The following is a 25,285-nucleotide window of genomic DNA, read 5'->3' as shown; positions in this document are numbered from 1 at the left end:
ATGAAAGATAGTACTCGTAATTTTCAAGGTTGGTTATTGTTTGCACCTGCAGCAATATTGCTTTTGGCATTTACTCACTATCCAACCATAACGACCTTTATTCATAGTCTTTATACAAATAAATCTTTTATAAGGCCCAGAAGATTCTCTGGCATTGAAAGTTATGAAAGTATGTTTAGTGATCCAATATTTGTTAAAGTTTTCATAAATAATATGTGGCTTGCTCTTGGAACTATTCCTACATCAATTGGGCTAGCAATTATTATGGCCTTAATTGTTAATAAAGCTATTCCTGGAAGAGGACTACTTCGAATGGCTTACTTTACTCCAACCATGCTTCCGATGATTGCAGTTGCTAACATATGGTTGTTTTTCTACGCACCAGAAATAGGATTGATCGACAAAACAATGGCTATTTTTGGCTTTGAAAGTACAAACTGGCTTGGAAGCCCATCAACTGTGCTTCCTTCAATTATGGTTATGACAGTTTGGAAAGAAGCTGGTTTTTTTATGGTTTTTTATCTTGCAGGCTTACAGACCATTTCACCAGAACTTGAAGAGGCCTCAAAGCTTGAGGGTTCATCTCGTTGGAATTATTTCTGGCGAATTCAATTTCCTTTGCTGTTGCCAACTACCTTATTTGTACTGATTAATGCTTTTTTGAATTCTTTTAAACTTGTAGATCATCTTTTTGTTTTAACAAAAGGAGGTCCAGATAATGCAAGTAATTTAATCCTATATTACATTTATGAGACTGCTTTTGCATTTTTAGATATTTCTTATGCCTCAGCATTGACGATATTCTTGCTTGCACTACTTGCCCTTACTGCTTTGGCGCAATTTTTATTTATTGAAAAAAGAGTACACTACAGATGACATATAGCAAAAGAATTTCATCTAATATAGAACTAATGGGTGCATATATACTTGCAGCATTTTGGGTACTCCCACTGCTGTATGCTTTTTGGGCTGCGTTTCATTACAGTAGTGATGCTATTCATTTTGATATTCTAGCGCCGCTTACACTAGATAACTTTCGTGAGGCATGGAGTCAGGCTCCTTTTATGCGATATGGCTTGAATACATTCCTACTTGTTTCCTTTATACTGCCATTGCAGCTATTAATTTCTACTCTGGCGGCCTATGCATTTGTTCGTTTTAAATTTACTGGTGCAAATGTTGCATTTGCCTTAGTGTTGGTTCAGTTAATGATTACTCCAGAAATATTGATTGTACAAAACTATGTAACACTTTCTAAACTAGGCTTAATTGATACAATAACTGGTATGGGATTGCCTTATGTTGCTAGCGCATTTTGTATCTTTTTATTACGCCAAACATTTAAATCAATTCCAAAAGAATTAGAAGATGCAGCTCAATTAGAGGGTTGTAGTACAATGGGAATTTTATGGAAGGTCTATGTTCCTTTGGCGACGCCTACTTTTATTGCATTTTCTTTAGTTTCTGTCAGCCACCATTGGAATAACTTTTTATGGCCACTCATTATTTCTAACTCAGTTGAAACTAGGCCACTGACAGTTGGTTTAGGTATTTTTGCTGCGCCTGAGACGGGTGTTGATTGGTCAGTTATGTCTGCTGCAACATTAATTTCAGTAGCGCCCCTTTTGATTGCTTTCCTCATATTTCAAAAACAGTTTGTCCAATCATTCATGCAGGCTGGAATTAAATGATTCAAATCCTAAGCTGGAATATCCAGAATGGAGAAGGTGTTGATGGGAAAATTTCTTTAAATAGAATTGCTGATACTATTTTTAGTATGGCTACTCCCGATGTTATTTGTCTTCAGGAAGTCTCTCGTAATTCAATCCTTAAAGACAATACAAAGCCTGATCAATTAAAACAATTATCAAATTTATTTTTAGACTATAAAGCTTTTTATGGTTCAGCGTACGATGTTTTAAGGGATGGAGAGGGCCAAAGAGAGCAGTTTGGCAATATCATACTTTCAAAACTACCTGTCTTATCTTCTTTTAATCACATACTTCCACAACCGACAAATAGTAGTTTCAGACATATGCCTAGACAAGCTTCAGAAGTTACTGTCCAAACACCCTCCTTTCCTTTGTGCGTTATTACAACTCACTTAGAGTACGGTTCTCAAAATCAACGTTATGAACAATTTAAGCGAATTTTATCCATTAAAGATGATATTGATAATTTGTCAATTAACCCTGCAACCATCCAAGAAGATAGTCCATATGCTAAACTTGAACGTTCAAATAAAGTTGTCATTTGTGGAGACTTTAACTTTGAATCAAGCTCTAAGGAGTATGGTCTTATCTCAAGTTACAGTGATAAGCCTCTAATTGACTCTTGGACGCATCTAAATTCAAATTTAAAGCATGCGCCTACCTGTGGAATTTTTGACAAAAAACAATGGTCAGAAGGCCCTCATTGCAGAGACTTTGCATTTGTAAGTGACAACCTTAAAAATAATATTGGAAACTTCATAGTCAATGAAGAAACTGATGCTTCAGATCACCAGCCTATAGTCCTAACGATTACTGATTAATTAGTTTTTTTACGCTTATTTTTGAAGAATGTTTTGTTGGCAATATAAACTGTTTTTCGAACCTCACAAAAAACAATACTTTTATCTTTATTTGTTAACTTGGTCTTCTTAACGATTTCAAATTCATTATTCTCTGTTGCCTTCTTCTTAATCTCATTCAGCTCTTCTAAAGTATATGTAAATTCTGCATAAAGATCCTCCCTTGCCGGCCTTCTAAATAGAATTTCAGCAGCTTTATCCCAAACTACATAATCATCGCCAATTAAGTTCATCAACTGAGTCATTGGAAATGGATCTACCGCAGAAAACATACTACCGCCAAATATGGTATTGACGTAGTTTGCATTTTTGTAACTATAGGGTAGTTTTATTTTTATCTCAGAAAAATCCTCAGAAATGTAGAGAACTTTTGCAGAGGTCCTTCTATACATTGGAGATAAGTTAAAGCCATATTTCATAACCTTTGATTTGGATATGAATTTAGAGGCTATCTTGGCAAGTTTTTGATAAGTAATCATTTTGAAATTGATTATAGAAACAAAAAAGACATCCGAAGATGTCTTTGATATTAAATTTGGCTCCCTGACCTGGGCTCGAACCAGGGACAAACGGATTAACAGTCCGTTGCTCTACCAACTGAGCTATCAGGGAATAGCGAGAGATTATAACGAGCTATGAATTTTGAGTCAATCAAATCTTAGCTTTTATAATCGTTTATTGGTGATTATTTAGCTTGCTTGCTTTATTGAGTCCTCAAGTGCCTTTCCAAACTCAGAACATGAGAGTAAAGTAGCGCCCTCAATTAATCTTTCAAGGTCATAAGTAACGGTACCTTTTTGTATTGTATTTGACATTGAGTTAACAATTAAATCAGCTGCCTCAGTCCATCCCATATGTCTAAGCATCATCTCAGCAGAAAGAATTAAAGATGATGGGTTGACCATATCTTTTCCTGCATAGCCTGGCGCTGTTCCATGAGTCGCTTCAAATACTCCAATAGTATCTGAAAGATTGGCTCCTGGCGCAATACCAATGCCGCCTACTTGTGCTGCCAAGGCATCAGAAATATAGTCACCATTAAGATTTAAAGTCGCAATGACTGAGTACTCTGATGGACGCAGGAGTATCTGCTGAAGAAAGGCATCTGCAATTGTGTCATTTATAATGATTTCATTTCCATTATTTGGATTTTTAAAGCTGCACCATGGACCTCCATCAATCTCTTTTGCGCCAAATTCATCTTTAGCAAGTTGATATGCGGTATCTCTAAATAACCCCTCAGTAAACTTCATAATATTGCCCTTGTGAACAATTGTTACTGATGGCTTATCATTATCTATTGCATATTGAATAGCTGCCCTGACAAGTCTTGAGGTGCCTTCAGTTGAAACCGGCTTAATACCAATACCTGATGTTTCTGGAAACCTAATCTTAGTTGCGCCCATTTCTTGTTGAAGAAACTCAATGACCTTTTTCACTTCGGCTGAACCTTTAGGAAACTCAATACCTGCATAAATATCCTCAGAGTTTTCTCTAAAAATGACCATATCCACTTTTTCAGGATGCCTAACTGGCGAAGGAGTGCCTTCAAAGTACTGAACAGGTCTTTGGCATATGTAAAGATCTAAAATTTGCCTAATGGCAACATTAAGTGACCTCATTCCTCCACCTACAGGAGTAGTTAGTGGGCCTTTAATTGAGACCGAAAATTTCTTGATTGCGTCTACAGTTTCCTCCGGCAAGTACTCACCATAAATACTATCTGCCTTTTCGCCTGCAAAAATTTCCATCCATTGTATCTCTCTCTCACCACCATATGCTTTTTGAACTGCGGTATTGACCACATCTAGCATCACTGGTGTAATATCAGCACCAATACCATCCCCCTCTATATAAGTAATGATTGGTTTATGAGGTACATTTAGCGCATTATTTTTAATTGAGATTGACTCACCAGTAGTTGGCACTGTAATATTTTTATAGGTCATTATGTCTTGTTAGTTGTTGAGATTTCTAGACGCATTATTATACCGTCTTCTTTCACTGAAGGGTCATTTGAGTTTTTCGTATAGTAATTTTTTCGAACTGATATCTCTTTAAAACCCAAAGCTAGATAAAATTTAATTGCAGAAAAATTACTCTGCCTTACCTCCAACAAAGCTTCATTCACTCCCCTCTTGTTAAGAGCTTGAACCAAGTGCTCTATTAATGCTTTTCCAAAACCCTTTCTTTGATAACTTGAATTAATTGCTATATTTAGAATGTCGGCACTTTCAATGACTGGCATTGCTATCAAATATCCAATAATTTCTGACTTATAAATTAATGAATAATTTAGATTGACTGGATTTTTAATACTTTCAAGTAACTGTGTTTGAGTCCACGGATTGTTTGAACTCTGCCTCTCAATCAAGAGGACAGATTCAATATCTGTCTCAAGTAGCTGATTAAAGGAAGTACTGATAAGCTTTGTTGTCAGTTTCGTTTTGGTAATAGTATCCAATTTCATCAAACCTAGCCTCAAGGTCAGCAACATCATCAACCTGAAGGCCAATTAGTACTCGACCAAAATCTGCGCCATGGTTACGGTAATGAAAGAGCGATATGTTCCATTTTGTTTTCACTTTTTTAAGAAAATTCAAAAGCGCTCCTGGTCTCTCAGGGAACTCAAATCTGTAGATGACTTCATTCTCAGCATTTGCATGGCCGCCAACCATGTATCTGATATGCGTTTTTGCCATTGAATTATCACTCATATCAATAACCTCAAAGGATTTAGACAATCTTGAAATTAAAGCCTGTTTTTCACCCTCCCCTTTACTCAGCTTAATGCCAACAAAAATGTGTGCATCTTTTTTAGCTGAGTACCGGTAATTAAACTCTGTGATAGAGGAGTTATCAAGCATTTCACAAAATTTAAGGAAGCTGCCTGGCTCTTCAGGAATTGTAACAGCAACAATAGCCTCATTAAGCTCGCCCAGATCAGCTCGCTCTGCAATATACCTTAATCTGTCAAAGTTGACATTAGAGCCTGACACGACAGACACAATATTTTTATTTTTTAAATTATTTTCTAAGATATATTTTTTAACTCCAGCTGTTGAAAGGGCTCCAGCAGGCTCAGAAACAGAACGCAAATCTTCATAAATATCTTTTATAGCTGCGCACATTTCATCATTACTCACCAGAATGACGTCATCAACTGACTCTTTAGCAATTTCGAAAGGAAGTTCACCAATTTGTTTCACTGCCACGCCGTCAGCAAACCGCCCTACATCATCAAGTATGACTCTTTCATTCGCCTCTAATGCTTTAAAAAGGGTAGGAGAGTCTGTTGGCTCCACTCCAATAACTTTAATGTGCGGAGCGTAATGCTTTATGTAGCTTGCCATTCCAGATATAAGTCCTCCGCCTCCAACTGGGGAAAACACGTAGTCTATTTTATCAAGTTGAGATAGTATTTCTTTGGCTACAGTGGCTTGACCGGCTATTACCTCAAAGTCATCATAAGGACTGATAAAGCAAAGATCATGCTCATCTACTAGCTTCTGTGCATGGTGAAATGCGTCATCATAAACATCGCCATGGAGTATGACTTCAGCTCCCAATTGCTCGACCGCCTGAACCTTAATTTTAGGAGTGCTAGTAGGCATAACGATAATAGCCTTTATATTTAATTTACTGGCGCCAAGGGCAACACCTTGAGCATGGTTGCCAGCTGAAGAAGCAATAACGCCTTTGCTTTTTTGCTCTTCACTCATTGAGCTCATTTTTTGATAGGCACCGCGCAACTTAAAAGAGTGGATCACTTGATCATCTTCGCGCTTTAAATAGATATTATTATTAAACCTTTTGCTTAGCTGAGGGGCAATCGATAAAGCCGATTCTTTTGCTACCTCATAAACGTTACTATTGTCTGCCAGGTTAACGAGTGCACTCATAGAGCTCCTTAATATAATCTACACTTACCATCGTATGACTGGAAAGTGGGCCATTAATTATCCAAAAAGGCTGGCTCTCTTCACCTAAGTGATCGAGAACAACTAGTGCGCCTTCAAAGTTTTTTGTCATAGTATACTCGCTCACAGTTATTAGAGTCCTAAGTCCTGCTGCAGATGATGAATTAAAACCAATTTCAGAGTCTTCAATGGCTATACATTCATTCGCATTTAAATTCATCTTTTCTAGAACATAATTATAAATCTCTGGGGATGGTTTTTTTTTATCCACTATATCCCCAGCAGCAATAATTTCAAAGTTATTGAGCGCTTCCTCGCCTAAAGCAGAAACCAAAATTGCTTTAACATTTTCATAAGACGTTGTAGTGGCAATTGCTAGTCTTAAATGATTATCAAGTGCATCATTAATGAGTCTTTCAACCCCAACCCTTAAAGAAATATATCCATCAGTTATTTTATTGATAAAAATGTCGGTCTTTTTTTTATGTATCTTGGCTATATCATCTTTAGTTAATGGGCTTGTTAGTTTTGGATTATATTTTTGTATGAAATGACTAAGCCTTTCTTTCCCCCCACTAACACTCAAAAGCTCACCATAAAGCTCACTATCCCAATACCAGTCTAACTCAAAAAAATCGAACGCCTCATTGAATGCTTTAAGATGAACATCATGCTCTGTATTAGCAAGAGTTCCATCTACATCAAATATAATTGCTTTCAAGGCCATAGTCGTAAATTTAATTAGGTCAAAAATAAAAAAATCATTGCTATTTTAGGCAATTTTTGGTAAAAACTACTTTTTTTTACAAAACTAACACTAATGACTGCAGAACCTAACTTTGACGAAATTCCTGCCTACATTCCAAAAAAGGGTGAAGAGTTCATGTCTGCTGGGCAACTTAAGCATTTCATCCTTAAGCTTAAAGTCTGGAGAGAGCAGTTGGTTTTTGAGGCAGAATCAACGATTAATCACATTCAAGAAGATTCGGCGCCTGTTGCAGATATTAATGACAGGGCTACAATTGAAGAGGAATTTGCTTTAGAGCTTAGAACAAGAGATCGTGAAAGAAAATTAATCAATAAGATTGATAAGACACTTCATTTAATCGATATGGGTGATTATGGTTACTGCAAGACTTGTGGCATTGAAATCGCTCTCAATCGTCTAGAGGCTCGCCCTACTGCCGATAAGTGTATAGACTGTAAGACTGTAGAAGAAAGAAAAGAAATCTAAATTCTAGTTTTTACTCCTTAGAAGTGTTGATAAGACTCGCTTGAGCCTTCATAACCTCTAATTTCTAGAGTCTGTGAGTTATTAATGACTCCTATCTTTGTGATTCTAATTTTAAGACTCTCTGATATTTTTTTTATTTCCATTTGATTTGATTGATCAGATGTAAAGCATAATTCATAATCATCGCCCCCACATAATGGCAAACCTAAGTCTTGGCTAGTCTTTAGATAATCCTTAACTGAATCGCTTAATGGTAAGTTCTGAGAGTCTATGATTGCTCCGACCTTTGAAGCCCTTAGGATGTGAGTTAAGTCTTGCTCAAGTCCATCTGAAACATCAATACATGAGCTTGCTATATTTATTAAGGCAGGACCGAGTTTAACTCTTGGAGCTGGTTGATTAAGTTTATTGAGTTCGGATGAGTTTGGGTTAATGCCCTCGTTCATTTTTTTTAGACAAAGGGCAGCATCACCAAGATTACCAGAGACATAAATATCATCCCCATTTTTAGCGCCAGATCTTTTAATCGCCTTAGATTTTTTAACGACTCCCATAATCGTAATCGTAATATTTAAGGGGCCTTTCGTCGTATCTCCACCGATCAAACTAACCTTAAAAAATTCGGATGCCTCCTTGAGGGATTCTGAAAACTCTTTTAACCAGATTTCATCCAGTTTAGGAAGCGTAAGGGAGAGTGTAAAGCATTTAGCCTTGGCTCCCATTGCTGCAATATCACTGAGATTAACTGCTAATGATTTATAGGCAATATCGCCAGGAAGTGCGTCCTTAAAGAAGTGAACACCTTCTGAGAGAGTGTCGGTAGAGGTTACAAGCTGGCAATCAGCATCAATTTCAAAAAGTGCTGCGTCATCTCCAACCCCTAACTCAATACTAGGATCACTTAATGGCCAATTAAAGTAATGATTAATTAACTCGAACTCGTTCATCATCTTTTAAAGACTTAACCCCTTAAAATGGGCTTCAATTGATTCTGAGAGGGCTAAAAGATCATAGCCGCCCTCTAAAAAAGAAATGACTCTTCCACTGCAATGTCGATCGGCTATCTCAACAATTGCCTGAGTCAACAGAAAATAATCTTCAGAATCTAAATTAATCGCTGCCAAAGGGTCTCTCTTGTGCGCATCAAAACCTGCTGAGATTAAAATCACCTCAGGCTTGAATTTATCTACATTTTTTAAAATTTTTTCATTAAAAATTTTAAGAAAATCTTCACTTGTAGTTCCAGAATCAATGGGTGCATTAAAGATATTCCCAACCCCTTTTTCAGATTCCATGCCTGTCCCCGGGAAGAGGGGATACTGATGAATTGAACCATAGAGTACAGACTCATCATTATAGAAAATCTCTTGAGTACCATTGCCATGATGAACATCAAAGTCAATGATAGCAACCCTATTGATATCGAATTGAGACTGCAAATAGCGAGCTGCAACAGCTGCATTATTAATAAAGCAAAAGCCATTGACTCTTGTAGTTTCTGCATGGTGTCCTGGTGGACGAATGGCGCAAAAGAGCCTTTTAAAATTTCCACTCATGAGATCTATTGAAGCGCCAATGCCAGCCCCGCAGGCTCTTAATATTGCTTCTTTACTATTCTGACACAAGAGCGTATCGGCATAGGGCTCTTTCTCAACGCCCACAAGACCATCATCTGGAATCATTTCAAAGATCTCATCAAGATAAGACTGAGGATGGACTCGATTGACATCTTTATACTTAGCTAGGGGCGCTTCTTTAAAGTCAATGTTGATTGTATCAAGACTTTGAATAGAGTCCATTATCGACTGAAGTCGCTCTTTTCTCTCAGGATGACCTTCGCCGTTCTCTTTAGAGAGGCATGCAGAATGGGAGTAGACCCTTATATTTTCCATTCATTCCCTTAATTTAAAGTCCAACAAAAGAAAACTGAAAAACTACATGTAAGCGTTTTCTTTGTAAGAGTGGTCTGTCGCATCAAGGACTGCAGATATTTCTGGGTACAATGTTTTCAGCTGTTTTTCGACGCCATCTTTAAGCGTCATATTGACTGAGCTACAGCCTTGGCAACCGCCTCCAAAATTCAGGACAACTTCATTTTTTTTAGTGATTTCAACTAAATCTACAAACCCGCCATGAGAAGAAAGGCTAGGATTGACCTCGGTGACAATGGTAAACAGGACTTTCTCTTCTAGAGGTGCATCATCTTTAGGCGCCTCTCCTTTAGCATTTGGAGCAGTAATGGTCAGTTTTTTGTTAGTACCATCAATCTTTAAAGCAACATGGGAGTCACTCAAGTATTGATTATTAGATTCATCAATAAAGGCACTAAAACCAATAAATGGAAACTCTTGATAACTATCAGGGAGGTCACTTTTAATACAAAAATTAAATGTGACTGTTGCAACTGGTGTCCCAGCTTTTTCAACATCCACCTTTAAGCCCAAATCCTTTTCGTCTTGCTGCTCAAAAAGATCTGCAACATAGACTTCTGCTTCTTCTGTAATACTAAACATTCGTTCTCCTAAAAACAATATTGTCTATTAGACGCGTTCCGCCAAATCTAATTGCAGATATTATAATAATTTTTGAGGTTTTAGTCTCGATTTGTGTAAGGTTATTCGCATCTAGAACCTCTAAATACTCCGTCTCAAATTCCTCATCTAAATCATCAATCGCTCTCAACCTTGATGTTTCAATAGAATTCCCATCCAGTATAGACTTTTTTAGCGCATTAAGTTTTAAATAAAAGTTGGGAGCTTTTTTACGATCTTCATGACTTAGGTATTGATTTCTTGTGCTCATTGCCAAACCATCGATCTCTCTCTGAGTTTCTACAGACTCAATGAGAATATCCAATTTAAGTTTATCAACCAATGATTTAATAATCAAAAGTTGTTGATAGTCCTTTTCACCAAAAACTGAATAATCAGGCTTAACAATATCAAAAAAACGCTGAACAACTTGTGCAACACCGTCAAAGTGACTTGGTCTAAATGCACCACACAGTATTTGACCGATTTCACCAACCTCGTATTCATTATGCAAACCATCAGGATAAATCTCCCCTTTAGAGGGAAGAAATAATACGTCAACTCCTTTTGATTCTAGTTTTTTTTGATCACTAGAAAGATTATTGGGGTAGTCTTCGAAATCCTCTCCTCTAGCAAACTGAGTTGGATTAACAAAAATACTAACAACAACAATATCAGAGATTGCTCTTGCTCTATTGACTAAATTTAAATGACCGTCATGAAGCCCGCCCATTGTAGGCACTAGAGAAATTTTTTTGTTATTATCCCGACAATCCTCTAAAAAACCCTTAAGACCTGTCGTTGTTTTGAAAATTTGCATTAATAGCTCTCACTATCAGATGGAAAGGTTCCCGTCTTTACCTCTTTGATATACGACTTTACAGCAGCTGAAATAGAGTCTTGAGAATTTAAAAAATTTCGAACAAATCTTGGCTGTCTCCCTGAAGTAATTCCAAGCATATCATAGCTGACAAGGACTTGGCCATCACAATCTCTTCCAGCACCAATTCCAATTGTTGGTATTTTGATTTGCTCGCTAATAACCTTTGCTAAATCGCTGGGAACACATTCAAGGACCAACACACTCACCCCAAGTGACTCTAATAGCATTGCATTATCAATAATTAATTTCGCAGAGCTCTTATCTCTTCCTTGAACTTTATAATCACTTGAATCGATGACAAGCTGAGGCTGAAGACCCAGATGACCACATACATTGATATTATTAGATATCAATGCTTTAATGACCTCAGTATGTTCAATACCGCCCTCTATTTTAATCATTTCAGCGCCATGATCTATTAAAGCTTTTGCATTGCTTAAGGCAGATTGAGTATCCTCATAGCTATTAAAAGGCATATCCGCTATGACCAATGACTGTTTACAAGCACCTGAGACAATAGAGGTATGGTAAATCATATCTTCCATTGAGACTGAACGCGTATTTTCTGCGCCTTGAATTACCATTCCCAGTGAGTCACCAATCAAAATTGTGTCAACACCCGCACTATCAATCAAACTAGCCATTGAGGCATCATAAGCTGTCAAACAGGTAATTTTTTCACCTTTCTGTTTATAACGACTTAAATCTGAGTGCTTCATAATTTTTTTAAATCTTGCGTATTAACTCTATCAATTAATTTTTTTATTGATCCTAAAATAGGAACCTTAATCTCTTTATCAATTTCGTACATTGGCACCAAAACAAAAGCCCTATTAGTTATCTCAGGATGAGGAATAGATAACCTTTCGCTTGAAATAACTTGCTGCCCATAAAGGAGTATATCTAAATCAATTGTTCTTGAGCCCCATTTTACCTCTCTTACTCTCTTTTGATCATTTTCAATACCTTGACAGACGTCCAATAAATCAATTGCATCCAGTGAGGTTTTAATACTGCAAACTGCATTGATATAATTTGGTCCAGGCATATCTAAAAGAGGCTTTGATTCATAAAAACTTGAAACCTTATTCACGGTGACTTCATTAGAAAGATTTAATGCTGAAAGTGCTTTTTCAATTTGAACCTTTGGATTTTCTAAATTTGAGCCTAAACCGATATATACTAACAATGAATTAAGGTCCCTATATATTCACCTTGATAAATCCTAGTTAGCACCTCTTTCTCGCGCCCCCAAGCAATATTCGAGATTGTATATGACTCTGCGGCCTGCTTAGCAGCCATGACTTTTGAGTACATACCGCCAGAGCCCAGAGCGCCTCCTGTTTTTCCAGCTACTCGCTCTAATTTTTCATCATTAAAGTGAATTTTGTCTATCAAATTTGCATTGACATTTTTTCGAGGATCAGCATCAAAAACACCATGCTGATCAGTCAATATTACTAATCTTTCTGCATTTAAAAAATTGGCTACAAGAGCAGCTAAAGTGTCGTTGTCTCCAAACTTAATCTCCTCAGTGGCGACTGTATCATTTTCATTGATGACAGGTACAATTCCAAAATCAAGCAAGTTGGCTAGTGTTGCTGATATATTTTCGAAATGCTTAGAATTGATAAGATTATCACGCGTTAGAAGGACTTGAGCAGTTTGGACATTGTATTTTGCAAATAATGACTCGTAAGCTTGCACCAATCCCATTTGACCAACTGCAGCAGCAGCCTGAAGTTTGTGGATATCACTTGGCTTCTCATTCCATCCCAATCGTTTCATTCCTTCAACAATAGATCCACTCGAAACCAACACAACATCAATGTTATGAGCTTGAAGACTCACAATCTGCTCTACCCATTGGGAGATTAATTGTTTGTCAATTCCTTCTCCATTGTTAGTAAGAAGGGCAGACCCAATCTTAACGACCCAACACTTATTCTTCTTCATTTTTTTGCTCTATTAAATCATACAAACCAAAAATTAAGGATTTACAGCCTAAACCATTTAGTGCTGATATGTTAAACACAATTCCTTTGTATTTGATTTTTTTCAGAAAACCCTTAATGACCTTGTCTCTTTCACTTTCTTCAATTAAGTCGATTTTATTAATTGCAACAATCCTAGATTTGTTGAAGAGTTCATCATCAAACTTTTTTAATTCAGATTCAATCGTTAAATAATTTTTAACTGGATCTGAACCATCAAATGGCAATATATCAACGACATGAAGAAGCGCTCTGGCTCTTGACAGATGCTTAAGAAACTCAAATCCAAGTCCAACACCCTCACTCGCTTTTTCAAGAAGGCCGGGAATATCCGCCATGACAAAGTGATTATTTCCTGCTTTGACAACACCAAGACTAGGATGAAGTGTAGTGAAGGGGTATTCAGCAACTTTTGGACGAGCACCCGAGATTTGTCTAATCAAAGATGATTTACCTGCATTTGGCATTCCTAAAAGTCCAACATCAGCCATTATATTTAACTCTAATGCAACCTCCCTGGATTCTCCTGGAGTCCCTGGAGAAGTTTGTCTGGGAGCTCGATTGATTGATGACTTGAATCTTGCGTTACCTAATCCATGAAACCCCCCCTTTGCAACAAGTAAATTTTGCTTGTGGAGTGTTATTTCACCAATGACCTCATCTGTAGAAAGGTCGATGATTTTGGTGCCTAGTGGAACCTCGACATACAAGTCATCGGCAGACTTTCCTCTTCGATCACTGCCCATTCCTGGCATTCCATTCTTTGCTCGATAAAGTCGATTGTATCTGAATTCACTTAACGTATTTAAACCCTCTTGACCTTGAAAGTAGACATTTCCTCCATCACCGCCGTCTCCACCATCGGGTCCACCATCTGGAATATATTTCTCGCGACGAAAACTTAGGCAGCCTGCCCCACCTTTTCCAGCCTCAACGACAACGCTTGCAGAGTCTACAAATTTCATAATTTTTTTAAATAAATAATAAATTAACAGCTAAGATCATAATTAAGAATCAGTCTAAATGAAATAGATGTAATGAAAGTTAAATGATAAAGCTATAATATCTTGCAACTATTATACCTTTTTTCCTATCATAAGCCCTCTAGAAGAGAATCGAACTTGATTAAGACTTTATCAAAACTTTGAATCTTGAGTGCCTAGATAAACCATATGATCATTTTTTCCCTTAAACATTTAATTGACCCTGCCTATGAATAGATTTCTATATTCATTGGTGTTTTATTTTAGTATTCCATTTGCTATCTTTAGGCTTCTCATAAAAGATACTCACGATGCATCTTGGACAAGAAAACTAAAAAATCAATTCGGCATCGTTGAGAAAATAACTGGAAGAGTGATTTGGACTCACTGCGTTTCTGTTGGAGAGTTTAATGCCTCTAAGCCTCTAATTGAAAAGCTTATGAGTCAATATCCAAATCATCAGATTGTTATTTCAACTACAACAATTACAGGTTTTAATGCAGTTAATAATCACTATAAAAATAACGTTAAACACTGTTTTTTCCCTTTTGATATTCCCTTTATATTAGAATCATTTATTCGAAAAATAAACCCGGAGATCTGCATCCTTCTTGAGACTGAAATTTGGCCAAACTTAATAAATACACTTAAAAAGAAAAATATTCCATCAGCACTCATCAATGCGCGTTTATCAGATAAGTCATTTCAAAGATATGACAAGTATTCAGCAAAATTAGTCAAGGTGTCTTTAAACAGCCTAAGTTTGATTTGCGCCCAAAATTCATTTTCATCTGATCGACTCATATCACTTGGAGCGAATCAAGATAAGATGATTACAACTGGCAGTTTAAAGTTTGATAGTGACAATATAATTGACGATAAGTCTATCAAAACTTTAAAAAAAATAATTGGAGAGAGGAAAATAACTGTTTTTGCCAGTACTCGTGAAGGTGAAGAAAAACAAATCATTAAAAGTTATATCAATTCTGCAGATAATATTAACTCTCTTTTAATTATTATTCCAAGACATCCTGAGAGGTTCAATGAGGTTTTTAAGCTTGCAAAAGTAGGTGGGCTTAAGGTTGAAAGAAGATCTACAGCATTAGAATGTTCTAAAGATACTGATATTTTAATTGGTGATACTATGGGTGAGATGATGTCATATTACTCTGTCTGCGACCTTGCGTTTATTGGAGGAAGTCTTTCTGATAATGGCTGCCAAAACATGCTTGAAGCTGCATCCTTATCAAAACCAATTATTTTTGGTCCTAGCGTATTTAACTTCGAAGAAATCTCAAAAAAACTATTAATGAGTGATGCCGCAATCCAAGTCGCAAATGCTGATGAATTGATGAGCACAATTTCTGAGCTACTTAAAAGTGATCAAAGAAGAGAGCAACTTGGTGTTAATGCCAAAAAAACCTTCGATCAAAATCGCGGCGCAGTTAATAAGATTCTTGAAGTCATTACGCCGCTGATCAAAATTTAACTCTAACTAGCTTTAAGCCCCTTCCTTTAAATAAATTTCACTATCATTATCTAGGAATTCTTCAGATTTTTTATCCATCTCAATTTGAATTTCTTGAATTTTCTCAACCGTAGCACTATCAAGTCCCTTAATATCTTGTGAAATTTTCATAGAGCAAAACTTAGGTCCACACATAGAGCAGAAATGCGCAGTTTTAGCGGCTTGCTTTGGAAGCGTTTCATCATGAAAGCTTCTGGCTGTATCTGGATCAAGTGCCAAGTTAAACTGGTCTTCCCATCTAAATTCAAATCGGGCTTTGGAGAGCGCATTATCTCTGATTTGAGCTCCTGGATGTCCTTTAGCAAGATCAGCTGCATGCGCAGCAATTTTATAAGTAATAATTCCTGTCTTAACATCATCCTGGTTAGGTAGCCCAAGATGTTCCTTAGGAGTTACATAGCAAAGCATCGCACAGCCATACCAGCCAATTTGTGCTGCTCCAATTGCTGAGGTAATATGATCATATCCAGGCGCAATATCTGTGGTCAATGGACCGAGTGTATAGAAAGGCGCTTCACCACACTCTTCAAGCTGCTTTTCCATGTTATCTTTAATCATGTGCATTGGCACATGACCCGGACCTTCAATGAAAGTTTGCACGTCATGCTTCCAAGCTATTTTAGTAAGTTCACCTAAAGTTTCTAGCTCACCATACTGAGCGGCATCATTTGCATCGGCAATTGAGCCCGGTCTCAAACCGTCTCCGAGTGAGAAGGTTACGTCATAAGCCTTCATAATTTCACAAATGTCTTCAAAGTGAGTATAAAGAAAACTCTCTGTATGATGCGCAAGACACCATTTCGCCATGATAGAGCCGCCTCTAGATACAATTCCAGTAACCCTGTTCATCGTCAACGGGACGTATTTAAGGCGAACACCAGCGTGAATCGTAAAGTAGTCGACGCCCTGCTCAGCTTGTTCAATCAACGTGTCTCTAAAGATCTCCCAGGTCAGGTCCTCTGCAACACCTTTCACTTTTTCAAGCGCTTGATAAATAGGTACAGTTCCAACAGGGACTGGTGAATTACGAATAATCCATTCACGCGTCTCATGGATATTTTTACCTGTTGATAAATCCATAATGGTATCAGCGCCCCAACGAACACCCCAAACCATTTTTCCGACCTCCTCATCAATTGAAGATCCAAGCGCTGAGTTACCAATATTTCCATTAATTTTAACTAAGAAGTTTCTACCAACAATCATTGGCTCTGTTTCAGGATGGTTAATATTATTAGGAATAATTGCGCGGCCCCTAGCTACTTCGTCTCTTACAAATTCTGGTGTAATGATCTTTGGTGTTGCAGCGCCAAAGCTTTCACCTTGATGTTGTCCAATTTGGTCTTGATATTCTTGCCAAAGGCAATTTTCTCTAATTGCAATGTACTCCATTTCAGGCGTTATAATGCCTTTTTTTGCATAATGCATCTGAGTAACATTTTTTCCCTTCATTGCCTTTCTAGGTGCTCTTAAGTGCTCAAACCTAAGCTCATCAAGTTCTTTGTTATTTAGTCTTTCAATAGAAAAATTTGAACTCACACCATCTAATAATTCTGTGTCTCCTCTTTCCTCAATCCAATTCGAGCGAACTGATTCAATCCCATCTCTGTAACTAATCGTTTTAGTAGGGTCTGTATAGGGTCCAGAAGTATCATAGACATGGATTGGATCGTTTTTTTCAGCCAAATCTCCTATAGTATCTGTAAGCTTAATTTGCCTCATGGGGACATTGATATCGTCCCTTGAGCCTTTAGCATAGACTTTTTTAGAATTGGGAAAAGGCTCAATAAAAGCCTTGTTAACGCTTGATAAACTTGTAAGTGTTTCGGATGATTGCTTCATTATTGTATAATTTGGTTAATGTTACTTTAGGAATGAAAATGTCCATTTTAACTCATCGACCAAGAAGATTGAGAAAACAAGAATTTAATCGTTCTTTAGTTCGTGAACACACTCTAACTTCTAATGATTTAATCTACCCTCTATTTGTTATTGAGGGAGAAAACATTAAGGAAAAGATAGACTCAATGCCTGGTATTGAAAGACTAAGTATTGATCAACTTTTGATCGAGGCTAAGGAAATTGTTGATTTAAAAATTCAAGCGATAGCCCTTTTCCCCGTTATTTCTTCTGAGAAAAAAACTGAAGATGCTGAAGAGTCTTATAATTCAGATGGTCTTGTTCAAAGAACTGTTCGCGCAGTTAAGAGAAGCTTCCCAGAGCTAGCAGTTATTACTGACGTTGCATTAGATCCATTTACAAGTCATGGTCAGGATGGATTAATAGATTCTAATGGATATGTTCTCAATGATGAAACAGTCGATGTTCTCATCAAACAAGCCCTTTCACATGCCGAAGCGGGTGCGGACATCGTTGCGCCCTCTGACATGATGGATGGAAGAATAGGGGCAATTCGAAATGCACTTGAGGAATCAGGCTTTATCCATACCAACATTCTATCGTATGCTGCTAAATATGCCTCGTCATTTTATGGGCCCTTTAGGGATGCAGTTGGTTCTTCTGGAAGTCTTGGAAAGTCAGATAAAAAGACCTATCAGATGGACCCTGGAAATGCTAACGAAGCAATTCGTGAGGTCGAACTTGATATTAATGAGGGTGCTGATATGGTCATGATCAAGCCAGGCTTACCTTACCTTGATATTGTATCCAGTGTTAAGCAGACATTCGGAGTGCCAACTTTTGCCTATCATGTCAGTGGTGAATATGCTATGCTTAAAGCAGCTAGCCAAAAGAACTGGATTGATGAAAAGTCAACGGTTCTTGAAACACTGCTCTGCTTTAAAAGGGCTGGTGCAGATGCCATCTTGACTTATTATGCAAAAGATGCTGCCAAATGGATTAAAGATTCTTAATAAACTTTTATTATAAGATAGATAAAAATGGACCAAAAAATTGCCTTCTATTTGATATCAACTGTGGTTGTTTTTTTTATAGGGCATTCTTATTCACAATTTAATATGAAGACTCCTGATCCTATCATTATCTCCATTGACAACTCTGAAGAGATTGAACAATACAAATTAGATCTTGTAAGTTTGCAAACGCAATTGAATGATTTAGATAATCAATTAGTAGAATCCCTTAACTTGCTGAACTCATCGAGTAAAAAACTTAATCTTTCATCTAGCAAGGTTCAAGTGCTTGAAGCTGAGATGAATTTAATTAGAACTCAAAATAACCAACTTCAGTCTGAACTTAGTCAAAGCGAATCTTTTGTAATTGCAAATGATAATCAAATTAAATTATTAACGGAAGAGCTTTCAAATGCCCTCATCGAGCTTGAGCTAAGTCAATTTGAGCTTGAGCTTGCAAAAGTGCAGGCTGAAAAATAAATCTATTTATTCTAGTTATAGTACCTTACAAAACAACCTATATCTTCCCTTGGTGTTCTATATGAGTTAACGATTTGATCCTTATCTTCATAGCCCAAAGCTAAACCGCAAAGTACCATTTTATCCTTATACTCTGGAAATTCTTGACGAACAATATCAGGATACTCTCCCAAAGCCGCCTGAGGACAAGTTGCCAATCCTTTTTCGACAGCTGAGAGCATAATCGATTGAATAAACATTCCATAATCCATAAAAGAGCCTTTCTCCATTGATCTATCAATAAAAAATAGAAGAATAACAGGCGCATTAAAGGCTTGATAATTAAGTGCCCACTGATCAAGCTGTCTTTCTTTATCTTCTCGACTTATATTTAAGGTTGAGTAGAGCATCAAACCACATTCCTTCCTTCTTTGTTTATATTCATCAAGCCACTCAACTGGATAATACTTATAGTCCATAGCGCCTTTTACTCCGCCTCTAAAAGCCTTCTCAAACTTATTACAGAGGTTATTTTTACTCTCGCCCTTTATGACTGCAACCTGCCAGGGCTGTGTATTGACTCCAGAAGGTGCTGTTTTTGACTGCTCAATGATTTCATTTATTGTATCCATGGACACTTCTTTGTCTAAGAAAGCCCTTGTCGATTTTCGCTCCATTAAAGTAGTTTTTAAATCCATCAGATACTCCCTTTAGTTTCTTTAGCAATACATCTAGTTGGCTGGCTTTGCATAAAGAACGATTATATTACCAATAATAATTAATAATACACCTATTAAACCTATCCAGCTCCACTCATAATTTTCAAATAAAGTGGACAGAAGAAGCGCGATGGTTGGTGTAAAAATATTCACATATGAAGCCTTGTCTGCCCCAATATTTCCAACAAGCTTTAAATAAAATCCAAAACCAATAACAGATGCAATTAGCGCTAGATAAACTAGTGATATAACATAACTATAACTAGTATTAAAGCTGAAGCTAACATCACTCACAGTTATATAAAATACTAATATCAGTGAGCCATACAGCATACTAAAAGCATTGCTTTGGACTAATGGCATTTTACGAGCCTGAAATTGGCCTGATAAAAGCATACCAATTGAGGCAAAAAAAGTTGCAAATAGCATCCAAAGAAAACCCTTAACAACTCCTGACTCAAGAGACCAATCAGTACTACTAATTTCATTTGAAAATATTACTGAAAGCCCAGCTATACCAACCACTGCTCCAATTAGTATAGGCAGCCTTATTGGTTTTTTAAAAAAAACAAAGCCGTTGAAAACAGTAAACAAGGTAAGGGTTGAAAAAATAAGGCAAATTAAACCAGAAGCAAGATAAAAGGTACCAAAATAAGCACAAATATAATTAACACAAAATAGAAAAAAACCTAGCAAAAGCCAACTTAGATGATCTCGCCATGGGAATGAGAGCTTGAGGCCTCTAAAATAACACCAAATGAAAAGAATTATCGAGGCAAGCAAAAATCGCCAAACTATTGAAACCTGGGGCGCAACATCTCCCAATTGAAAGCTAATGGCAAACCATGATGACCCCCAAGCCAAGAGCACCACAAAGTAGAGAAGTGCGTTCATCGTTTTACTTAGGTACTTTAGGTGACTATTGTATTCTATTAGAAATTAAATCCTCAACTACGCCAGGCTCCGCAAGCGTTGAAGTATCTCCCAACTCTTTATAGTCATCTTCTGCGATTTTTCTTAAAATTCGTCTCATAATCTTTCCAGATCTTGTTTTAGGAAGGCCCTGTGCAAATTGAATTTTATCAACAGTAGCTATGGGTCCAATCTCTTTTCTGACAAGTGCAACTAGTTCTTTTTTAAGCTCATCAGTTCCCTCAATACCACTCATTAGAGAGACGTAAGCATAGATTCCTTGCCCCTTAATATCATGAGGCATTCCAACAACTGCAGCCTCACTGACATTACTATGAAGAACTAGTGCAGATTCAATTTCTGCGGTTCCAAGACGATGCCCAGAAATGTTTAAGACATCATCCACCCTTCCAGTAATCCAATAATATCCATCGGCATCACGCTTCACGCCATCACCAGCAAAATATTTCCCAGGATACGTTGAAAAATAAGCCTCCATAAAGCGCTCATGATTGTTATAAAGCGTCCTCATTTGACCGGGCCATGAGCGCGCCAAAACCAGAACACCTGAAGCTTCACCTTCTAACACTTCACCACTCTCAGTTAAAACTTGAGGCTCAACACCAAAAAAAGGTTTGGTTGCAGAGCCAGGCTTTAATTCAGTGGCAAATGGCATTGGTGTAATCATGTGGCCGCCTGTTTCAGTTTGCCACCAGGTGTCTACAACAGGGCATCTCTCTTCACCTACAATACTATAGTACCATTCCCAGGCTTCAGGGTTGATTGGCTCTCCAACAGTTCCTAGTATTTTTAAACTAGATCTAGAAGTTTTTTGAACGAGCTCATTTCCTGCACCCATCAAAGCCCTAATCGCAGTTGGAGCAGTATAAAAAATGTTAACTTGGTGTTTATCAATGACCTGCCAAAATCTTGAGGCGTCTGGATAATTTGGAATACCCTCAAACATCAAAGAGGTTGCACCATTAGCAAGTGGCCCATAAACAATGTACGAATGGCCCGTTACCCAGCCGACATCAGCAGTGCACCAATATATATCCCCCTCTTGATAATCAAAAGTATATTTATGAGTCATTGCTGCATAAAGCAGGTAGCCACCAGAGGTATGAAGAACACCTTTGGGCTTTCCAGTTGAGCCTGAAGTGTAAAGAATAAAAAGTGGCGTTTCAGCATCAAACATTTCACAAGGGAAGTTGGACGATACATCTTTGACCAGTTCATCGTACCAAACATCTCTGTCTGACCAACCTATATCACTGCCAGTCCTCTTAACAACTACAATATGCTCAACACAACCGCACTCTTTTGTTGCAATATCTACATTGGCTTTAAGTGGTATAGATTTACCTCCTCTAACACCTTCATCAGCAGTAATAACCATCTTGCATTCACTATCAAGGATTCTATCTCTTAAAGCGTCAGGTGAGAAGCCACCAAAAACAACAGAATGAATAGCTCCAAGCCTTGCACATGCAAGCATTGCAACGGTTGCTTCAATAATCATTGGCATATAAAGGCAAATACGATCACCCTTCTCAACACCGAGATCTCTCATTCCATTTGAAAATTTACAAACCATTTCATGGAGCTCTTTGTAAGTGACAGACTGACTTGAATCTGGATCATCCCCTTCCCAAATAATCGCTACCTGATTTGCCCTTTCAGGAAGATGACGATCAAGGCAGTTATATGAAACATTAAGAGTGGCGCCCTCAAACCAAGCAATTTTTCCTTTAGAAAAATCAACATCAGAAACTTTATCCCACTTTTTATCCCAACTAATAAACTGATCTGCCTGATCTGCCCAAAATTCATCAGGCTGAGACATTGACTGTTCGTACATCGATTCATATTTTTGAGCATCAATTAAAGGCTTTCTATTACTTTGCATGATTGGGTATTTCATTTAAAACCTCGAGTTATATTTCTTAAAAAATTCATGTTACCAAAGTCAGTGATTGGAATGATATAAAAATATCTATAAATCAAGCAAAAAAAAATGACGCAAGAGCGTCATTTTTTCTTTAAAAAATTTAATGGTGTTTATTCATCTTCATCTTTAACAGCTAAATCATCAGTCGCAACCTCAGAATCGAGCGAAGCCTCTGACAGCTCTTCTTTAACTTCACTCATCTTAGCTTGATCTGCAAGCTTTTCCTGTGCGTTAAGCTCTTCTTCAATTGCATACTCTTCTGTCAGAATTGAGGCATTAATTAATCCAGCCTCAATTTCTCTTAAAGCCAAAACAGTTGGTTTATCTTTTCCAACGTCTAAGGTTGTTCTAAAACCACCAGAATTTAATTGGTGAGCGCGCTTAGCAGCCACTAAAACCAATTCAAATCTATTCTGTACCTTATCTAAACAATCTTCTACTGTTACTCTTGCCATAATCTTTGTTAACCCTTAAAGGTGAATGCTAAAATGCAGTATTTTACTTTATTATGCAAAATATGGAAAGGCTTATTGTGCTTGATACAGAGACAACTGGAATTAATCCAAAAGAGGGTCATCGCATTATTGAAGTTGGAGCTGTACAAATTGAAAATAGAGAAGTCTCTAATATTGAATTTCACAAATATATTCAACCTAATCGAACTGTTGGTGACTCCGTTAATATTCATGGAATTACAGATAAATTTCTAATCAATAAGCCTCAATTTAATCAAATCTCAGATGATTTATTATCCTTTATCGAAGGGGCAACATTGATTATTCATAATGCACCATTTGACTTGGGCTTTCTTGACAACGAACTTAAACTTAATGGCATAAAGAAAAAGATACAAGACTTATGTCCAGTTATTGATACTCTTGAATTATCAAAAAAACAAAGGCCTGGCACAATGCATAATTTAGACGCCCTTTGCCGTCGATTTGGTGTTGATACAAGCGAAAGAACTAGACATGGGGCTCTATTAGATGCTCAGATTCTTGCTCAAGTTTATATTGCAATGACTGGCGGTCAGTCCAATTTATTTCAAGAAACCCAAAGCAATGTATCCGAGTTAACTGACCCTTCACTCATCAAAAAAAATATTGCAAATAGTGAAAAAATTAAGGTTATTTTGGCCAATAAAGATGAAACAGAACTTCATAATAACTATTTTAATAATTAAATAAAATGATCTAATAAATCAAGCTTAATTAAGCATTGACTAAGAAGACTATGACAGTATAATTACACACCTTCGGAGTGTAGCGCAGTCTGGTAGCGTATCTGGTTTGGGACCAGGTGGTCGGGGGTTCAAATCCCTCCACTCCGACCAAAATTAATTTTTAAAGTGCAAGCCTAAACTTTATTAAAGCAAAGTTATGCGCCCATAGCTCAGCTGGATAGAGCAACGGCCTTCTAAGCCGTAGGTCATACGTTCGAATCGTATTGGGCGCGCCACTTTTTTTTTATGGCGGGAATAGCTCAGTTGGTAGAGCCCCGGATTGTGATTCCGGTTGTCGCGGGTTCGAGCCCCGTTTCTCGCCCCACTTCCTATTAGGGTTTTAGCCTAATACTCAACTAAAAATAAGTCAAAAAGTCCTTTTGTGTGATCTTTTGCGTGTCATAAAGAGCTTTTTTTTGGAGAAGTTTTATGACTTACTTTTTAATGGTGAATAAGATTTAATTCCCAATTAAATTAGGTATATAATCACTCAAAATTGACTCCACACTTAAACAAGAGCCTTAAATTTGGAGGTTTAAAATGAGTAACGATAAACAGGGAATTTTTTTTATCTTGTTAGGAATGTTTTTCTTCAGCATTCAGGACGTTTTAGTTCGTCAGCTTGCCGATTATGCTTCTTTGACTCAAATAATGTTTATTCGTGGAATGGTTGGCAGCATCATACTTATTATTTTTCTTAAATTAACTAAGCGTCGTATCGACTTCAGTTCATCGTTTCCAATTCTTGCCATCACTAGAGTCTTACTATTTTTTATAGGTTTTTTATGTTTCTATTTTGCGTTGGCAAAAATGGAGTTTGCAGAGGCAACGAGCTTATTCTTTGTGACGCCATTATTTATAACAATATTATCAAAGTTTATGTTCAAGTCAGAAGTTGGTTTCTACCGTATTTGTGCCATTATTGTCGGTTTTATTGGTGTTTTACTTATTGTTAAACCAAGCCCTACAGGATTTAATTACTTTACTTTACTGCCTATAATTACTGCTTTTACATACTCAGTATCAATGATGCTTGCTAAATATACAAGCGAAAAAGATAGCGTTTTCCAACAGATGCTTCATCTATATGGAGGAAGTGTTGTACTTGCTTTTGGTGCTTGGTTGATAATTCCGTTAATCGAATTTGAACCCTCTCAGGCTAAAAACCTAGAATACCTTATAAGAGATTGGTCAATTTACAACAATTCAGTGCTTGTAATGCTTCTTAGTATTGCAGCTGTTGGAAGTGCTGGAATGCTTCTACTTACATCTGCATACCGAATTGGCTCACCCCCAGTTATTGCACCTTTTGAGTATATTATGTTAATATTTGCTATTGGAAGTGGTTACTTTATTTTTAGCGAGATACCTGATATTTATTCAATACTAGGAATGCTACTCATTACTGCAAGTGGACTCTTTGTTTTTATTCGAGAGGGAGTAAAGAAAGAACCAGTAGCAGTGAAAACCAGTTTGCGCACCTAATTAATATACTTTTCCTTTG

Annotated in this window: 27 protein-coding genes and 4 tRNA genes; 12 read left to right on the top strand and 19 right to left on the bottom strand. The window is 37.1% G+C overall.

Features of this window, described 5'->3' with window-relative positions; genetic code table 11:
* The 3 genes from W908_RS03110 to W908_RS03100 are packed head-to-tail and all read left to right on the top strand — an operon-like array spanning nt 1 to nt 2,533.
* Nucleotides 1-876 (top strand): carbohydrate ABC transporter permease, encoded by an 876-nt coding sequence (locus W908_RS03110; protein ID WP_020024478.1) that lies wholly within the window; start codon nt 1-3, stop codon nt 874-876.
* Nucleotides 873-1,691: a carbohydrate ABC transporter permease gene (locus tag W908_RS03105; protein WP_053819885.1), complete on the top strand. Its 819-nt coding sequence runs from the start codon at nt 873-875 to the stop codon at nt 1,689-1,691. Before W908_RS03110 ends, W908_RS03105 begins: the two co-directional genes overlap by 4 nt.
* Complete coding sequence (locus W908_RS03100; RefSeq protein ID WP_053819884.1) at nt 1,688-2,533, top strand: endonuclease/exonuclease/phosphatase family protein; 846 nt, start codon at nt 1,688-1,690, stop codon at nt 2,531-2,533. Before W908_RS03105 ends, W908_RS03100 begins: the two co-directional genes overlap by 4 nt.
* Here the strand turns inward: W908_RS03100 and W908_RS03095 are convergent.
* From W908_RS03095 to W908_RS03070, 6 genes are all read right to left on the bottom strand, one after another.
* Nucleotides 2,530-3,051 carry a DUF4442 domain-containing protein gene (locus W908_RS03095; protein ID WP_053820777.1) on the bottom strand — a complete coding sequence of 174 codons (522 nt, stop codon included), beginning with the start codon at nt 3,049-3,051 and terminating at the stop codon, nt 2,530-2,532. The genes W908_RS03100 and W908_RS03095 overlap by 4 nt on opposite strands.
* A 57-nt stretch (nt 3,052-3,108) precedes the next feature.
* Nucleotides 3,109-3,184 (bottom strand) — tRNA-Asn (locus tag W908_RS03090).
* A 77-nt stretch (nt 3,185-3,261) separates the two neighbouring features.
* Nucleotides 3,262-4,521, bottom strand: coding sequence for an NADP-dependent isocitrate dehydrogenase (icd, locus tag W908_RS03085; protein ID WP_053819883.1), 1,260 nt, complete (start codon nt 4,519-4,521; stop codon nt 3,262-3,264).
* Nucleotides 4,521-5,042 (bottom strand): ribosomal protein S18-alanine N-acetyltransferase, encoded by a 522-nt coding sequence (gene rimI / locus W908_RS03080; RefSeq protein ID WP_053819882.1) that lies wholly within the window; start codon nt 5,040-5,042, stop codon nt 4,521-4,523. The genes icd and rimI overlap by 1 nt, the downstream gene beginning before the upstream one ends.
* Complete coding sequence (gene ilvA / locus W908_RS03075; RefSeq protein ID WP_053819881.1) at nt 4,981-6,474, bottom strand: threonine ammonia-lyase, biosynthetic; 1,494 nt, start codon at nt 6,472-6,474, stop codon at nt 4,981-4,983. Before ilvA ends, rimI begins: the two co-directional genes overlap by 62 nt.
* The gene (locus W908_RS03070) at nt 6,458-7,219 is read right to left on the bottom strand and encodes an HAD-IA family hydrolase (RefSeq protein ID WP_053819880.1); all 762 of its coding nucleotides are present in this window, start codon (nt 7,217-7,219) and stop codon (nt 6,458-6,460) included. The genes ilvA and W908_RS03070 overlap by 17 nt, the downstream gene beginning before the upstream one ends.
* Nucleotides 7,220-7,312: 93 nt before the next feature.
* On the opposite strand from W908_RS03070, the gene dksA reads away from it, so the two are divergent.
* On the top strand, nt 7,313-7,726 hold the full coding sequence (gene dksA / locus W908_RS03065; RefSeq protein ID WP_053819879.1) for an RNA polymerase-binding protein DksA: 414 nt from the start codon (nt 7,313-7,315) through the stop codon (nt 7,724-7,726).
* A gap of 17 nt (nt 7,727-7,743) precedes the next feature.
* Here dksA and thiL read toward each other — a convergent pair whose 3' ends face one another.
* The 8 genes from thiL to cgtA are packed head-to-tail and all read right to left on the bottom strand — an operon-like array spanning nt 7,744 to nt 14,099.
* Nucleotides 7,744-8,676, bottom strand: coding sequence for a thiamine-phosphate kinase (gene thiL / locus W908_RS03060; protein ID WP_236849164.1), 933 nt, complete (start codon nt 8,674-8,676; stop codon nt 7,744-7,746).
* 3 nt (nt 8,677-8,679) lie between these two features.
* Nucleotides 8,680-9,618: a histone deacetylase family protein gene (locus tag W908_RS03055; RefSeq protein WP_053819878.1), complete on the bottom strand. Its 939-nt coding sequence runs from the start codon at nt 9,616-9,618 to the stop codon at nt 8,680-8,682.
* Between the two features lie 42 nt (nt 9,619-9,660).
* Nucleotides 9,661-10,239 carry an NfuA family Fe-S biogenesis protein gene (locus W908_RS03050; RefSeq protein WP_020024488.1) on the bottom strand — a complete coding sequence of 193 codons (579 nt, stop codon included), beginning with the start codon at nt 10,237-10,239 and terminating at the stop codon, nt 9,661-9,663.
* On the bottom strand, nt 10,232-11,077 hold the full coding sequence (gene panC, locus W908_RS03045) for a pantoate--beta-alanine ligase (protein WP_053819877.1): 846 nt from the start codon (nt 11,075-11,077) through the stop codon (nt 10,232-10,234). The genes W908_RS03050 and panC overlap by 8 nt, the downstream gene beginning before the upstream one ends.
* Complete coding sequence (gene panB, locus W908_RS03040; RefSeq protein WP_053819876.1) at nt 11,077-11,859, bottom strand: 3-methyl-2-oxobutanoate hydroxymethyltransferase; 783 nt, start codon at nt 11,857-11,859, stop codon at nt 11,077-11,079. The genes panC and panB overlap by 1 nt, the downstream gene beginning before the upstream one ends.
* Nucleotides 11,856-12,329: a 2-amino-4-hydroxy-6-hydroxymethyldihydropteridine diphosphokinase gene (gene folK, locus W908_RS03035; protein ID WP_053819875.1), complete on the bottom strand. Its 474-nt coding sequence runs from the start codon at nt 12,327-12,329 to the stop codon at nt 11,856-11,858. The genes panB and folK overlap by 4 nt, the downstream gene beginning before the upstream one ends.
* Nucleotides 12,323-13,096: a glutamate 5-kinase gene (proB, locus tag W908_RS03030; protein WP_053819874.1), complete on the bottom strand. Its 774-nt coding sequence runs from the start codon at nt 13,094-13,096 to the stop codon at nt 12,323-12,325. Before proB ends, folK begins: the two co-directional genes overlap by 7 nt.
* Nucleotides 13,083-14,099 (bottom strand): Obg family GTPase CgtA, encoded by a 1,017-nt coding sequence (cgtA, locus tag W908_RS03025; protein WP_053819873.1) that lies wholly within the window; start codon nt 14,097-14,099, stop codon nt 13,083-13,085. The genes proB and cgtA overlap by 14 nt, the downstream gene beginning before the upstream one ends.
* Before the next feature lie 247 nt (nt 14,100-14,346).
* Here cgtA and W908_RS03020 point away from each other — a divergent pair, with 247 nt between their 5' ends.
* Nucleotides 14,347-15,606, top strand: a complete 1,260-nt coding sequence (locus W908_RS03020; RefSeq protein ID WP_053819872.1) for a 3-deoxy-D-manno-octulosonic acid transferase — start codon at nt 14,347-14,349, stop codon at nt 15,604-15,606.
* 12 nt (nt 15,607-15,618) lie between these two features.
* Here W908_RS03020 and thiC read toward each other — a convergent pair whose 3' ends face one another.
* Nucleotides 15,619-17,487 (bottom strand): phosphomethylpyrimidine synthase ThiC, encoded by a 1,869-nt coding sequence (gene thiC / locus W908_RS03015; RefSeq protein WP_053819871.1) that lies wholly within the window; start codon nt 17,485-17,487, stop codon nt 15,619-15,621.
* Between the two features lie 38 nt (nt 17,488-17,525).
* Here thiC and hemB point away from each other — a divergent pair, with 38 nt between their 5' ends.
* Together hemB and W908_RS03005 are read left to right on the top strand one after the other, a co-directional pair.
* Complete coding sequence (hemB, locus tag W908_RS03010) at nt 17,526-18,518, top strand: porphobilinogen synthase (protein WP_082345004.1); 993 nt, start codon at nt 17,526-17,528, stop codon at nt 18,516-18,518.
* A 27-nt stretch (nt 18,519-18,545) separates the two neighbouring features.
* Nucleotides 18,546-18,998 carry a hypothetical protein gene (locus W908_RS03005; protein ID WP_053819869.1) on the top strand — a complete coding sequence of 151 codons (453 nt, stop codon included), beginning with the start codon at nt 18,546-18,548 and terminating at the stop codon, nt 18,996-18,998.
* Between the two features lie 11 nt (nt 18,999-19,009).
* Here the strand turns inward: W908_RS03005 and W908_RS03000 are convergent, their stop codons facing one another.
* From W908_RS03000 to rpoZ, 4 genes are all read right to left on the bottom strand, one after another.
* A complete protein-coding gene (locus W908_RS03000) occupies nt 19,010-19,675 on the bottom strand; it encodes a nitroreductase (protein ID WP_053819868.1) in 666 nt (221 codons plus the stop codon).
* Between the two features lie 33 nt (nt 19,676-19,708).
* Nucleotides 19,709-20,590, bottom strand: a complete 882-nt coding sequence (locus W908_RS02995) for a DMT family transporter (protein ID WP_053819867.1) — start codon at nt 20,588-20,590, stop codon at nt 19,709-19,711.
* 25 nt (nt 20,591-20,615) lie between these two features.
* Complete coding sequence (gene acs / locus W908_RS02990; RefSeq protein WP_053819866.1) at nt 20,616-22,532, bottom strand: acetate--CoA ligase; 1,917 nt, start codon at nt 22,530-22,532, stop codon at nt 20,616-20,618.
* A gap of 137 nt (nt 22,533-22,669) precedes the next feature.
* On the bottom strand, nt 22,670-23,014 hold the full coding sequence (rpoZ, locus tag W908_RS02985) for a DNA-directed RNA polymerase subunit omega (RefSeq protein WP_053819865.1): 345 nt from the start codon (nt 23,012-23,014) through the stop codon (nt 22,670-22,672).
* 53 nt (nt 23,015-23,067) lie between these two features.
* On the opposite strand from rpoZ, the gene dnaQ reads away from it, so the two are divergent.
* The 5 genes from dnaQ to W908_RS02960 all read left to right on the top strand — a co-directional run bounded on the left by dnaQ (nt 23,068) and on the right by W908_RS02960 (nt 25,266).
* The gene (gene dnaQ / locus W908_RS02980) at nt 23,068-23,742 is read left to right on the top strand and encodes a DNA polymerase III subunit epsilon (protein WP_053819864.1); all 675 of its coding nucleotides are present in this window, start codon (nt 23,068-23,070) and stop codon (nt 23,740-23,742) included.
* 73 nt (nt 23,743-23,815) lie between these two features.
* Nucleotides 23,816-23,892, top strand: a tRNA-Pro gene (locus W908_RS02975).
* A 48-nt stretch (nt 23,893-23,940) separates the two neighbouring features.
* A tRNA-Arg gene (locus W908_RS02970) sits at nt 23,941-24,017 on the top strand.
* A 13-nt stretch (nt 24,018-24,030) separates the two neighbouring features.
* Nucleotides 24,031-24,106: transfer RNA gene (locus tag W908_RS02965), tRNA-His, on the top strand.
* A 215-nt stretch (nt 24,107-24,321) separates the two neighbouring features.
* Complete coding sequence (locus W908_RS02960; protein WP_053819863.1) at nt 24,322-25,266, top strand: DMT family transporter; 945 nt, start codon at nt 24,322-24,324, stop codon at nt 25,264-25,266.
* Nucleotides 25,267-25,285: the final 19 nt, after the last annotated feature.

The sequence above is a fragment of the Candidatus Pseudothioglobus singularis PS1 genome (assembly GCF_001281385.1).
Taxonomy (GTDB): Bacteria; Pseudomonadota; Gammaproteobacteria; order PS1; family Pseudothioglobaceae; genus Pseudothioglobus; species Pseudothioglobus singularis.
Note: the sequence above shows the minus strand (reverse complement) of the source record. Positions and strands in the feature narration are given on the sequence as shown.